This is a genomic window from Eggerthella sp. BIOML-A1 (genome assembly GCF_009875595.1).
In the GTDB taxonomy this organism is placed as follows: Bacteria; Actinomycetota; Coriobacteriia; order Coriobacteriales; family Eggerthellaceae; genus Eggerthella; species Eggerthella lenta.
The window spans coordinates 32,451-45,820 of the sequence record NZ_WWRZ01000013.1 but is presented as its reverse complement, the minus strand read 5'-3'; the positions used below and the strand labels follow the sequence as shown (position 1 = coordinate 45,820).

7 protein-coding genes and 1 pseudogene are annotated in these 13,370 nt (G+C 54.9%); 4 read left to right on the top strand and 4 right to left on the bottom strand.

The window, feature by feature from the left end:
• Nucleotides 1–687, top strand: a pseudogene (locus GT590_RS13815) (N-acetylmuramoyl-L-alanine amidase family protein); the annotation flags it as partial.
• A gap of 17 nt (nucleotides 688–704) precedes the next feature.
• Complete coding sequence (locus GT590_RS13810; RefSeq protein WP_114526350.1) at nucleotides 705–1,817, top strand: glycosyltransferase; 1,113 nt, start codon at nucleotides 705–707, stop codon at nucleotides 1,815–1,817.
• A 44-nt stretch (nucleotides 1,818–1,861) separates the two neighbouring features.
• Here GT590_RS13810 and GT590_RS13805 read toward each other — a convergent pair whose 3' ends face one another.
• The 4 genes from GT590_RS13805 to GT590_RS13790 form a co-directional block, all read right to left on the bottom strand.
• Nucleotides 1,862–2,845 (bottom strand): LCP family protein, encoded by a 984-nt coding sequence (locus GT590_RS13805; protein ID WP_114526352.1) that lies wholly within the window; start codon nucleotides 2,843–2,845, stop codon nucleotides 1,862–1,864.
• A gap of 22 nt (nucleotides 2,846–2,867) precedes the next feature.
• Nucleotides 2,868–3,899 carry a glycosyltransferase family 2 protein gene (locus GT590_RS13800; RefSeq protein WP_021411007.1) on the bottom strand — a complete coding sequence of 344 codons (1,032 nt, stop codon included), beginning with the start codon at nucleotides 3,897–3,899 and terminating at the stop codon, nucleotides 2,868–2,870.
• 26 nt (nucleotides 3,900–3,925) lie between these two features.
• Nucleotides 3,926–4,705 carry an LCP family protein gene (locus GT590_RS14625; RefSeq protein WP_227101278.1) on the bottom strand — a complete coding sequence of 260 codons (780 nt, stop codon included), beginning with the start codon at nucleotides 4,703–4,705 and terminating at the stop codon, nucleotides 3,926–3,928.
• An 840-nt stretch (nucleotides 4,706–5,545) separates the two neighbouring features.
• Nucleotides 5,546–7,999: a glycosyltransferase gene (locus tag GT590_RS13790; protein ID WP_021411003.1), complete on the bottom strand. Its 2,454-nt coding sequence runs from the start codon at nucleotides 7,997–7,999 to the stop codon at nucleotides 5,546–5,548.
• A 605-nt stretch (nucleotides 8,000–8,604) separates the two neighbouring features.
• Between GT590_RS13790 and GT590_RS13785 the strand changes: the two genes are divergently transcribed.
• Both GT590_RS13785 and GT590_RS13780 read left to right on the top strand, forming a co-directional pair.
• The gene (locus GT590_RS13785) at nucleotides 8,605–10,062 is read left to right on the top strand and encodes a CDP-glycerol glycerophosphotransferase family protein (RefSeq protein ID WP_157666220.1); all 1,458 of its coding nucleotides are present in this window, start codon (nucleotides 8,605–8,607) and stop codon (nucleotides 10,060–10,062) included.
• Nucleotides 10,063–10,108: 46 nt separating this feature from the next.
• Nucleotides 10,109–12,721 carry a CDP-glycerol:glycerophosphate glycerophosphotransferase gene (locus GT590_RS13780; RefSeq protein ID WP_021411001.1) on the top strand — a complete coding sequence of 871 codons (2,613 nt, stop codon included), beginning with the start codon at nucleotides 10,109–10,111 and terminating at the stop codon, nucleotides 12,719–12,721.
• Nucleotides 12,722–13,370 lie beyond the last annotated feature (649 nt).

The following is a 13,370-nucleotide window of genomic DNA, read 5'->3' as shown; positions in this document are numbered from 1 at the left end:
GACGGCAAGTGGTACTACTTCGAAGGCTCCGGCGCCATGCGCTCCGGCGGCTGGATGAAGCAGGGCTCCTCCTGGTACTACCTCTCCGGCTCCGGGGCGATGCAGACCGGCTGGCTGAGCAAGGGCGGCTCCTGGTACTGGCTCGACCCGGAATCCGGCGCCATGGCCACGGGCTGGGAGAAGGCCTCGGACGGCAAGTGGTACTACTTCGAAGGCTCCGGCGCCATGCGCTCCGGCGGCTGGATGAAGCAGGGATCTTCCTGGTACTACCTGTCCGGCTCCGGGGCGATGCAGACCGGCTGGCTGAGCAAGGGCGGCTCCTGGTACTGGCTCGACCCCGAGAGCGGGAGGATGGCCACGGGCTGGGAGAAGGCCTCGGACGGCAAGTGGTACTACTTCGAAGGCTCCGGGGCCATGCAGTCGAGCCGCTGGCTGAAACAAGGAACCGCTTGGTATCACCTGAGCGGATCGGGAGCCATGCAAACCGGCTGGTTGCTCACGGGAGGAGCTTGGTACTGGATGGATCCCGAATCAGGCATGATGGCAACGGGCTGGCTCGAGAACGGAGGGTCATGGTACTATCTTGACCCCTCCTCTGGAGCCATGGCGACCGGCACCGCGGTAATCGACGGTACCCGCTACATATTCGACGATTCCGGCGCGTGCGCTGATTTCGTGGATGAATAGAAAAAGAAAGGCCCTTCATGCGCAACGCAGATAATCAGCTCGTCTCTATAATCGTCCCGGTCTTCAACGCGGAGCCGTACCTTGCGCAATGCCTCGACAGCATTCTCGCGCAAACGCACCGCGAGCTGGAGGTCATCTGCCTGAACGACGGCAGCACGGACGGCTCTCTCGCCATTATGCAGGCATACGCCGCTCGCGACGAGCGCATCCGCGTCATCGACAAGCAGAACCAAGGCTACGGAGCCACCTGCAATCGCGGACTGGAAGAGGCGCGAGGCGCATGGATCTCCATCGTCGAGCCCGACGACTGGATTGAACCTGGCATGTATGCCGACATGCTCGCTTTCGAAGCAACCTTCAACGATCCCGCAGACATCGTGAAAACCCCGTACTGGCGCATCTGGATGCCCGACACCCCCGAGCAACGCAAGCTGAACTGCAGCTACCGCCGTCGCATCAAGCCGCCTTGCCAGCCGTTCATCATCCGCGACGCGGCGCATCTGCTCACGCACCATCCGTCCATATGGTCGGCCATCTACCGCAAAGGATTCCTTGAAGAGCACGGTATCCGTTTCCGCGAGTATCCGGGAGCGGGATGGGCCGACAACCCGTTTCTGATAGAGACGCTCTGCCAAGCCGAGCGCATCGTCTATCTCGACGAGCCGTACTACTGCTACCGCGAGGAAACGCCCGAGAAATCGAAGTCCTTCGCGCTGAACAACACGCTACTGCCTTTTGACCGATGGAACGACATGATGGATGCGCTCGAACGCATAGGCATCCGCGACGAAGCCGTGCTGCGCGCCCACAACAGCCGCGGCTTCACCTACCTAGGTGGCGTCCTGGAAGAAGTCGACCTGACGAACGACGAGGTGCGGGCGGCAGCCACGCGCATGTTCGAGCGAATGGATACCGATCTTGTTCTGTCTGACGCCGAGATACCTCCAGGATGCAAGCGCATGTTTGCCGAACTGCGCGGCATGCCCGAACCGTACGTCCGCAGCGCGCCCTACGCCTGGGGGCTCGTCAAGCAGGGGCTGTACAACCTACGCAACGTAGGTCCTTGGTTCACTCTTCGCACCTTTAAGAAATACGTGACGAGAAAAAGCAGCCGCGAAGGCGGGAAATAAAGGAAGACCCCGAGCATTCGGGGTCTTCTTGCATACTAAGTGGCTTACGCCGCTTCTACTTCGGGCAAGGCTACGACCGTCGTCGGATCGCCGCCGGATTCGACCACTTCGATAACCTTCCTCCACGTTCCCTCGTCGCGAGGAACCATCCAGAGGCCGTCATGCTCCTCCATAAAGTCGCCAACGTAAGGGCCGGTACCCGACTGGAAAGCGATCCTGTCGGCGTTCGCGGCGAAGTCCGCCACCATAGCCGCCAGCTCGTCCTTCGGCCAATTCGTTTCGGCATTGCCAAGAAGCGCGTCAAGGTGCGCCGCAGCGTTCGCCGGGTCGGCCGCAACCTGCTTGATGCCCGCCTCGACCAGCTGGCGGTCCTGGATCTGGCGGCACGCCTCGATATCGGTCGCGTATAGCTTGCGTACACGGGCGAGAACAAGGGCCTCGGGGCCGTCGAGCTCCTGCGTTCCGGCGCCCAGCTCAATGGTGCCGCCGTTCACGATGTCCTTCAAATGCATGTCGATGGGGACGTTCGCCGTGACTCCTCCAAGCGCGTTGACGAAGTTCTCGAAGTCGACGAAGCCCATGTCGAGATAGTACTGAACATGCACGCCAGTCAGGCTCTCCACCCCTTCGACAGCGGCCTCCATGCCTCCCTGGCGGTATAGCTCGTTGATCTTCACCACCGAACCTTCGTAGTCGGCCTCAGTATCGCGCGGCACGGTGACTAGCGTTATCTTGTAGGTAACGGGGTCGACGCGAACCAGCATCATGGTGTCGGAGCGCCCCGTGCCGTCGGCGTAGTCCTCGAGCGAGATCTGAGTCGTTCCAACGCGCGAATCGTTTCCAACCACTAGCACGTAGAAGGGAGCCTTCGCATCGCCGGCAGCCTCCTGCATGAGCTGCGTATCGGTGGGCTCCGACTCCGCAGCAGGCTCCTGTTTCTGACAGCTAACCATAACTGCCATCGTTAGCGCCATCAGCGCCGCAACCGCACCGTAGCGCACGATGTTCTTCAATTTCACCTGTACCATTCCTTTCGTTCGAGCAGTGCGCCTAACGACCCAAGCGCTCCTTGAGTCGACAAGGCAGGGCCATGATAGCATGGCCTATCCGGTACGTCGTGGAGCCAAGGTACTCTTGACGAATTCCCCCGGTTTCTCGCGCGTGCTCAATCACGTGCAAGCGAAACGACACACCCTCGTCGGGATCCGATGCGCCCAGCTGGGTCGCGCACGCCTCTAGTTGCGCCTCATCGAGCGACAGGGCATCGAACGCCGCCCGATCGTAGCAGAACGCCACATGACGCAGCAAAACGCGGACGAACGCCTCCGAGCACTCCCCCACATGGACGCGCAGCCACGCCTCGATCTCGTACGCTGCCTTGAAGTGACCGTACACGTGCTTGATCTCGCGATCCTCGGTCATCGTGGAGCCGCGCCGCACCCGCCTCACGTACAAAGACTCGTTCAGAAAGCCGGTTCGCGGCGCCAAGGCCAGCATGAGGCAGGTGAAGAGGTTGTCCTCGTGCACGATTCCCTCGTAGAACCGAAGGCCAACTTTGTCGAGAAAGCTTTTACGGACGAACTGCATTCCGGGAGACACGCAGAACGAATCCTCTTCGACGAAGCGCACCATAAGCTCGCGACCCGTCATGATGCCGTCGATGTCGGAGCGACCGCCATACTCATCATGATAGCGCGCTCGCACGTCCTCCCCTTCGTACAGCGTGCGGGCCGAGAAGAACAGGTCGTCCAACCCGTCGCGCTCCGCCCGCTCGAACAGCATCTGCAACGCACGATCCTCGTAGTAATCGTCGGAATCCAGGAAGACGACGTACTTCCCCGTCGCGCGGGCGATGCCCGCATTGCGCGCGGCAGACTGCCCCGCGTTCGCCTGAGAAAGGAATGAGAAGCGAGCGTCGTCGCCGCCCGCCTTCCGAGCGGCTTCCAGCGTGCCGTCGGTCGAACCGTCGTCGACGCACAGCGCCTCGAAATCGCCGAACGTCTGCCGCTTCAACGACAGCAGGCAGTCCTCGATATAGGGACGCACGTTGTACATGGGTATGATCACGGAAACAGCCGGCATGGCCTCTCGTCCTTCCTTGATGCCTATCAGACCGACGCGTCCGAAGACGCAGGGATGATCGCAGTCGATTCGACGTCCAGCTCGCCAGGATCCTCGCCGGCGTCCACCGCGGCCATGAGGTTCGCCCACCCTTCCGGGTTCTCGTAGCAGAACCATAGACCGTTATGCTGCTCCATGAAATCGCCGTTGCTGGGGCCGGTGCAGCTGTATACGGTCATCTCACCCGAGCCGCCCGAAAAATCGAGGGCGAGCGACAGGATGTCCGACGTGTTCATGTCGGTGCCCACGCTCTCAGCAAGATCGAGCACCGTGCCCGGCAATTCGGCCAGGGGTTTCTCGAGAACCTTCTCGACAATGGCCATGAGCACCGTCCTGATGTTGCTCTGCCGCTTCGCCTCCTGGTTCTCGCCATACTCATGACGAGCGCGCGCGAATATCTGCGCCTGCTGGCCGTTCAAAGCTTGCACGCCCGGCTTGATGGTGACCTTGTCGCCCGTGAGCGCATCTTTGTACGACACCTCGATAGGCACGTCCACCGTTATACCACCCAGCTTGTCGACGATTTCCTGAAACTCGGAAAAATGCACTTCGGCGTAATGCGAGATGGGAACACCCGTCAGCTTCGACACGGCCTTGATGGAGCCGGCCGCTCCTTCGATGTTGTACACCTCGTTGATCTTAACAACGCTCCCACCGTCCAGCGTATAGGGAGTATCGCGCGGCACGGACACCAAAGTAACTTGCTTCTTGCCTGCGTCGACACGGGCTAAGATCATCACGTCGGAACGCTGGTTGTCGCCTTGCATGTCGGGATTCTTCGACGTGCCTGACCCTTCCCTGGAGTCGGAACCAAGAAGCAACACGTAAAAGGGCTTGCCCGTTTCGGGCCTCACCAAAACGGAGTCAACCGAAGCATCCTGCTCGGAGCCCATGGACAGAGCGCCATCGAGGGCATTTGAATACCACAGCGCATACCCACCTGTCGCACAGACCGCCACGAGCAGCACGGCCAGTACGCACAAACCGATGCGCCTGATCAGCCGGTTGCGCTTTCGATTCCTAACACGCTCGGGATATAGCTGCTGCGCGGTGGGCCTGGGCGCCGGGCGCACCGAGCTGCCCGCTGGGCGACCCTGAAGCGAACTTGACCGGTAAGATCGATTGCGGTCATACGGCGAAACCACGCCCGGCGTGCGCTCTCCACCCCGACCGTAAGGAGCCCGTCGGTTCGAACTCGGTCCCAAAACCTCACCCTTCCATCATGCGTGAATCTGTTCGGCATCAATGATAGCACGCGCACAAAACCCCAGAATGAGAACCCATTAGACCAACAAGGCAGCAAACGCGTATGCGGCAGCCAAACGAGCATGCAGCCGAAGAAGACACCACAGAGGATGTAGCTCCATGCAGCACCATGCTATAAACCGGTCAGGCAACAGCAACAATGTCGAACATCCTCCGCCCCGTACGGTCCGTGTTTGATTCCCGCATCGAAGCAATACGTGGGAATTGTTAGTTTTCAAAAAAACGATTCAGTGCCCGATCCACAACAGAACCCCCCGATCGCTTGATGACGACTCGAAGGGTTCTAGCAGTCGTTCGTTTTGCCGCAATGTGCATGCGAACGAGAGCATGCACATAAGCGCTTAAAGACCTATTGCATCGTAAAACTCTTTTACCGCTTGAGCATTGAACGCTTCAGCATCAAAGCTCTTGAGATCGGAAAGCCCGGTCTTCTCGAAATCGCACATACCTTCATAGAGGCCGTCCTCTGAATCGTCGACGATGCGCCCATAGCCTTGTTCAAGAAACTCCTTGGGACCCGAAATCGCTGTGGAGATGACAGGCTTCCCCAAGATGAGAGCCTCCATGATCGACATAGGCAAGCCTTCGTAGAACGACGAAAGAATGAAAGCGTCGCAAGAAGCCAGAATGGGGAAAGGATTCGATAAGCTTTTGATAATTACGATGCGTTTTCCTGGATGCCCCTCGACCATGTCGAGGATGGTGCGATGGTCTACCCCGTGTCCTCCTATGATGATGAGCGCGCTATCGGGATGCGCATCCGAGTAGCGACAGAAGGCAGAGATGAGTCGCATATGGCCCTTTTCTGGTGAAAAGCGCCCGACGTTTATAAATTTGGTTATCGACTTGTCCTCAAGGATTGCCTTCAGCTCTTCTATGGGCATGTTGGAGCTGGTCTGGGCATCGTAATGCACGTCTTGCAAAGCGAGATTCCGGATAGGATCTATCCTGTTTATGTTGTGAACCACCGAGATTTTGTCAGGACTTATGTTGAAACCCTGAGCAATGATCCCCTTCAAACCGTCTCTCACTACTGCAACTTTGTCGAACTCCCGATAAGCCCTCGTTACCGACGGTATGTGATAGTTCGACCTCATAGATCTTTCTTGCAACATGTCACTGTGGACGTAGATTACGTTCTCTTCGCTCTCCATCCCCAGGATAAGGTGCATCCAGCTTCGCTCATACCCGCTAAAATGAATACACCTTGTAAGCGACATCGAAGGAAAGAGACGGAGCGCTTCTCGAGAAAAGAGGCTTTTGATCCTTTTTGAAATCCAGGGATTCTCAATGCTGAATCTAAAGAACAGGAATCGAGCTATTGCCTCCGAATAGGTCATCACTTGCTCACCCTGGATGGGGTAGTAGCCAAGGTCGTCGCTAAATCCGTTTATGGTTTCGATGACGGCAGCGCCCTTGTTTGATGGGTACGTTACAAGGTAATTGACCTGATCGAAGTCTAAGGAGTCCAAAAGCCCAAGCAGCGACGACGTGATTCCGTTCTTTGTCAGCGCCCCGCCAAAAATAATAATGTTCGGGTTGTCGTTGTGATACTTTGCGCCCGGAATGACCATCATGTCTTGCTCGGTCTTTGAGAACAGCAAATCGCAAAGCTTTTTAGCTGCATCTTCGCAGTCGTAAGGGCAGTATGTTTTCCTCGCCTCGGGATAGCGAGAAGCGGTCGACTCGCTTTTCGTGGTTTTGTTTATTCTCTCGCAAAGATCATATACATCGATTGTCCGATCGAACGGAAGCTCGTCTAACGAAACATAAGCTCCTCTCGTTTCAAAATATTCGACCTGGTCATAAGGAAAGAGAACGATCTCCTTGTTCGTGTTCAAGAAATCGAACATAACACTAGAGTAATCCGTGACAAGAAGATCGGCCATAGACAGCACTTCGTATGTTTCAAGATCGGAAGGAAACTGCTTTACGTGCTTGAAACTTTTGAAATTGATCTTTCGGGTGTCGTAATAGTGGGGCTTGGCGAAAACTACGACATCGTCATCAAGTCGTTCGTCAAGCGTCATCAGAATGAATTGAAGCATTTGAGAATGCTTACCTTTATGGCCGTTCTTTTTTCCTTGCCTCCAGGTTGGCATGAATACGACGACCCGCTTGTCCTCAACGCCAAGCTTTTCTTTCATAGCTTGCTTTAGCTCATTGTCGTAGAGCACGGCGTTGCACGGGTAACCGCTTAAAACGTATTTGCCGGAAAAATACGGAGCTATCATGTAGTCGTTTTTAAAATGTTCGAAAGAGTATTCGTTTGGATAGAGCAGGTAGTCTGACATGAGGAAATTGCGCTGCGTATTACCCGTCTTATGAGGCTCATCTATGATTTTTCTTCCCATAGCCTTAAGAGGGGTTCCGTGCCACGTGTTTAGGTAGATTTGCCCCGACCTCTTTATGAAGTACGTGGGAAAAGTCGAATTGTTGACGAGATACTTTGAGGCAACGAGGGCATCTACGTACTCTTCAGAATGGACGGCTACTATTGGGACATCGGACAATCCATGATTGTCCAGCAGGATCCGCGTGGCTTCAATGCGGGTTTCATTAACAGCTACAATAACGGTTAGGTGGGCATATTGCTTGTTCGAGCGCAATTCTTTAAGTAGGTAAAATGGGTTGCCGCCAAAATTTTTCCCGTTGAACGATTCGAGCAGGACACGATGCTCGTCTATTCGAGGAGCCTTGTCAAAAGCAGAAGCGTAGAGGAACTTTGCCCTAAACTGGGGATCGCTCTTGAATTTCTTTATTGCGCGGCGCACGGCCTTCAAATTTTTTCCCATGTCTTTCCGATCCTCCTGTTAGTCAATTAGAGATCACCAGCAATTTTGACTGCTTTCGGCGGTAAGCCCGAGTCGAGCGAACGGGACAGCATCGCCTAGCTGGACTGGTTTTGACCGAATGACTCAAGGGCGGAGATTCACATAATCGGGGTTATCAGACTTAAACATTGAACCATTTCTCCCGTTCGAAATACTGCAGCAAACTGTAAGCCATTCGTAAACTGCCTGTCGATTGTACCCGAAAAACTATCCCTGGCAAATACTCCAATAGGCAAGTCCCGGAAATCCTGTCACACGTAAAGCTCGTGACCTGGGATGTTGCGCCGTTTTCTCGATAACCCCGATTATGTAAACCCATCCTGTTCGGTCATTCTTAATGCGCCATACGGATACATCGCACCTGGTAAGGACTCCTTTTTTGCGAAAAGGCACACTCGATGAGCTGGCGTTTCCGCAAGAACGATGCTACGAGCGGTAGGAGCGAGGCTTTCTCCTTCGTCTTGCCGTTCGGGTTCTTCTCCCGTAGACGCAACGCAATGTCGCTCGTGTCGCTTGCTTCCGTTCGCACGCCCTGCGCAGGACACGCTGAAAGCCTGACTGCGCGAGTGGGAGGCCTCGAACCGCGCCCGACCGTATGGCCTTCCCTCCCCTTCAAGGGGGAAGGAAGGCTCAACCTCCGCCTAATCCGCATAGACATCCCGCTCGAAGAGGCGCTCACGATGCCGATCCATAACGTGGTGCGGCTTAGAGCCTCCGCATCCCTCTTCGCCGATGACTCCTCCGGCGTGCGGTTCAGCGCTTTCATGCCCAAGTACCTCGCTGCGCACACAGCCTTTCATGTACTCGATGACGAGCGCCTTGTCCTGTACTTCCGGCAGAACGCCGGGAAAGGTACGACCTTCACCGTCCGACATCTGAACGTCACGGACTCATGGACGAAACAAGCAAAGCTGTTCCTCGCATGGGCGGCTTCCAAGCTTGCATTCTGGATCGACCCGATTCTGCTGTACGAGAAGAACGGACGGCATTACGAGGAGAGCGGGCGTGTCGTCTTCGAGCGGCTGGTCGACGAGGGGTGCCCGAACGTCCGCTTCGTTATCGATCGAGGCGTCGCGAACGAGCTCGATGTCGATCCGCGCTATCGGAAGAGGTTCCTTTACCAGCACACGTTCGCGCATTACGTGCGGTTCTTCCGCTGCCAAACCTTCTTGGGAACGGAGACCGCGGCACACGCCTTAGAACTTCGCTGTCAGAACCTCTTCGTGCAAAGAAAGCTCAAGAGCAGGCGCTCGACCCACGTCTTCCTGCAGCACGGGGTCATGTACATGATCTCGCTGGACTCGCCGCAGCGGACCTCCTTCCGACGGACAAACGTCAAAGGCCGGTTCTTGGTCGTAGTATCCTCCCACAAGGAGGCGCAGCACTTCATCGACTCCGCCGACTTCTCCGAGGAGGAGCTCATCGTGTGCGGGCTGCCCAAGTTCGACAGGAGCTTCATGAACGATGACGCCGACAAGATCCTGGTCATGCCCACATGGCGGATATGGGAGTTCGCTGAGATGAGGGAGCATCCGGAGAAGGCCGCATACACCAAGATGGTAGCCAAGATCGTCTCGTCCATCCCGGAAAGCCTGCGAGACAAGGTCGTGGTCGCCCCTCACCCGTTGTTCGACCAGGCGACGTTCGCCGGCTCGCCGGGCAAAGCCGCCGTCGGGAGCTACGACGAGCTCCTCAGGGGCGTCCGCCTGCTGATCACCGACTACTCGAGCATCGCCTTCGATGCATTCTACCGGGGTGCGAACGTCGTCTTCTGGTGGGAGGAGAAGGACGAATGTATGGCCCGGTACGGCGAGGGCACGCATTTGATGATAGACGAGCAGAGCGCCTTCGGTCCCGTTTGCTACTCCCCCGACGAGCTGGAGGCGGCGGTGGCCGAGCTGTACGGCAAGCCGCAGTCGCGCGAGTACGCGGAGCGCTTCGCCGAAATCGTCGAGCATCGGGACGGCCACAACACCGACCGTCTTTTGAAGGAGCTGGCCGACAAAGGGGTGCTGAATAAATAACTCGTCGATTATGCTGCCAGGTCATATTGCTACGAAAGGTGTCAACATGTCATCGAACGAATTGAAGAAAGATATTAAGAGAGCCGCCAAGAAGGTTCTGCCCGATCCCGCCATTCGGAAGATCCGAGCCTACCGTAAAACTCGGAAAGGATCTGAGCCCAAGCCGAATACCTACCGAAGCAGCCAGACCTACACGGTGGTCACCGCCGTGTACAACGTTGAGGCTTACTTGGATGATTTCTTCACCAGCCTTTACAACCAAACCATGTTTAAAGAAAGCATCCGCGTCATCGCAGTAGACGACGGCTCCACGGACTTATCAGCTGAGATCATCAAGCGCTGGCAAGATCGTTGGCCTGGCGCCATCACGTATTTAAAAAAGGAAAACGGGGGCCAGGCATCCGCCCGCAACCTCGGCATGAATCATACCGAAAGCGAATGGGTGACGTTCATCGACCCGGACGACTTCGTATCAAAGCGCTATTTCGAGGAGGTCGACCGAGCGATCGTCGCATGGCCGTCAGTTCAGATGGTCAGTTGCCGACTAGTGTACTTTTTTGAAAAAGGGAGACGCTACTCCGACACCCACCCGCTTAACAACAATTACAAGCATGGCGACAAATTCTATTCGGCGCTTGACGAGCACATTCCTATGCAGTTTTCAATGAGTACTGCTTTTTTCAAAATGTCCGTAATCAAGGATCGTGGGCTGAAAATAAGCGAAGACATTAAACCGAACTTCGAAGACGGACATTTCGTTGGGAGGTACCTGCTCGAACTGACGGCGGGAGTAGTTGGATTTTTAAGCAAGCCGAGATATTACTATCGGAAACGGGAAAGCGGCACTTCGACAATAGATGGATCATGGCGTGATACCAACAAGCTGATTTCAGTGCCACGATACGGCTACCTCGATCTGCTTCAATACTCTAAAAGGGTACGAGGGTTTTATCCTGTCAATATTCAAAAAACCATCTTGTACGATTTGTCGTACTACCTTGGCTGGTTTGTCAATCGACCTCAACGCAGCAGGTTTGCCGAAGAAGCTGGCGTGCAGGAGGAGTTCCTTGATCTACTTCGTGAAATATTCGCATGCATTGACACGAAAGTTCTTTTCGATTTCCCTGGACGTTTCTTGCGTTTTGCGCACAAGGCGGCGATATCGCAGTTTTTCATGACTCGCGAACCTCCTTACCAGATCGCCTATGTCACGAGCATCGATCTTCCTAAGAAGTTGATCCATATTCGAACATGCTCGAAGAAAATCGCCTTCTACCTTGACGGCAAAGTGCTGACCCCCATTCGGAGCAAAAGGGTTGGGAATAGCTTCTTCGGAGTCAATCTGTACGACACGTATGAACTTTCGTTCAAGTTTGAAAGGCAGAACCAAGTCCTTTCGTACGTCGGCAAAAAGAGAGAATCCGCACGCCTTACGGTCGACGGTAAGCAATTTGAAAACAGCTTAAGCGTTCGCGAAGCTATTAGACGCTATACCAGAAATTGGTCTGCGTACGAACAAAAAGGATCGACGTGGATCATCATGGATCGCGACACGCAAGCAGACGACAACGGAGAGCACTTCTACCGTTATATGATGAGAAATCATCCTGAGCAAAGGTGCTTGTTCGCATTGCGCAAGGAGTCCCCCGATTGGAAGAGGCTCGCTCAAGAAGGCTTTAACCTGCTTAATTTTGGATCGAAAGCTCATGAGTTAGAGCTTCGGAAATGCTCAATGATAATCAGTTCCCATGCCGACAATTTCGTCCATTCCTATTTCCAAGATAATTTTTTCAAATCGAAAAAATTTATATTCTTGCAGCACGGTCTCACTGTTCACAACTTATCTACATGGTTGAACGGAAAACCTATATCGCTTCTTGCTGCGGCTTCGACGGAAGAGTATCACTCTTTCGTCGATGACGGATCACCCTACGAGATTGCACCGGAATCCGTGACCTTGTCGGGCTTTCCTCGACACGATGCACTGCTCAAGATGCAATCTAGCAGGCGTTTTTCTCAACAAGCAAGACATGCCATTATGATTGCTCCCACATGGAGGGCATCGCTAGTTGGAAACACTTTGGGGCTAGGAAATAATCGCGAATTCAAAGATTCCTTTTTAGTTTCCGAATACAAAGAAACCTGGGAGTCGTTTCTCAACAACTCAACCTTGAAGAAACTCGCAAAGAAAAACTCATGTGAAGTCCTTTTCGTACCACATGCGAACATTGCTCCCTATATCGAGACAGGGGCATTCTCCGTTCCCGACTATATAACGGTACACACAAACAATAGAGACCGCTCAATTCAAGAATGCTTTTGCAGCGCATCCGTCTGCATAACCGACTACTCATCAATGGCGTTTGATGTGGCCTATCTGGGTAAAGAGTGCATTTTCTACCAATTCGACAGGGAGTTCTTCTACGGCGGAGCTCAGGTGTATTCCCAAGGCTATTTCGACTATGAACGCGATGGCTTCGGCCCTGTCGTCGACAACGAAAACGACCTTCTGGCGGAACTCGAGAAGCTAGCCGCCCGCGACTTCAAACCCGACGACGTATACAAAAAGCGAATGGAAGAGACATTCGCTTTCCGCGACGGAAAATGCTGCGAACGGGTATATGAGGCAATTATGCAGCTTGACGAGCCTCGGAGCTAAAAGGCAACTCCCTAACTCGGACGCCCGAGACAGGATGAGCCAGTTGGAGCGGGGGCGAATAATCGCCCCCGCTATTCGCACGTTCACAACATCAACAATAGGAGAAGGCCACGCCGAACCTTCTTCGATCACGGCATCGGCACACCTTTGCCAAACAGGCACTAGGCATCCCACCGATTCCTGCCGAAACCTCGAGATTCTATCGCACGGCCAATATCGATATGGGTTTGCCGGATCCTTGAACGCCGTCGTCAACCACGAGCATCCGGCCGCCTACGCCAATGCCGGAACGCAGCCGACAGGAAGGCCGTCGAGTCTTAAAATTCACCGATGGGAAGTGAATTCCAAGCTTCAAAGCGCCCGGTGACGGCATTCGGCACCTTCCAGTTGCACCTGCCTCGCATTTGCGCAGGCCCCGATCATAATGACGACCGCCATCCCCGCATCGAGTCTACAGCGGTGATTTTTGCGACTCAGTGCTTGGCTCCGCTATCAAGCCAGCATTAACAGGCACCGATACCGATCCCTCCGACGAGGTTTTTTACGAGACGCGACCCGCCCAAGCCATGTCAATGTCGGTTTAACAGCGGAAACGGCGTCGAGCGGTAGGAATCAATCGGTTTGGCAATTCTGACGAGGGCTCGGCCAA

Excerpts from the sequence above, each read along its gene's own strand:
- GT590_RS13805 (WP_114526352.1), bottom strand. The coding sequence starts at position 2,845 with ATGGTACAGGTGAAATTGAAGAACATCGTGCGCTACGGTGCGGTTGCG.
- GT590_RS14625 (WP_227101278.1), bottom strand. The coding sequence starts at position 4,705 with ATGCAAGGCGACAACCAGCGTTCCGACGTGATGATCTTAGCCCGTGTC.
- GT590_RS13800 (WP_021411007.1), bottom strand. The coding sequence starts at position 3,899 with ATGCCGGCTGTTTCCGTGATCATACCCATGTACAACGTGCGTCCCTAT.
- GT590_RS13790 (WP_021411003.1), bottom strand. The coding sequence starts at position 7,999 with ATGGGAAAAAATTTGAAGGCCGTGCGCCGCGCAATAAAGAAATTCAAG.
- GT590_RS13780 (WP_021411001.1), top strand. The coding sequence starts at position 10,109 with ATGTCATCGAACGAATTGAAGAAAGATATTAAGAGAGCCGCCAAGAAG.
- GT590_RS13810 (WP_114526350.1), top strand. The coding sequence starts at position 705 with ATGCGCAACGCAGATAATCAGCTCGTCTCTATAATCGTCCCGGTCTTC.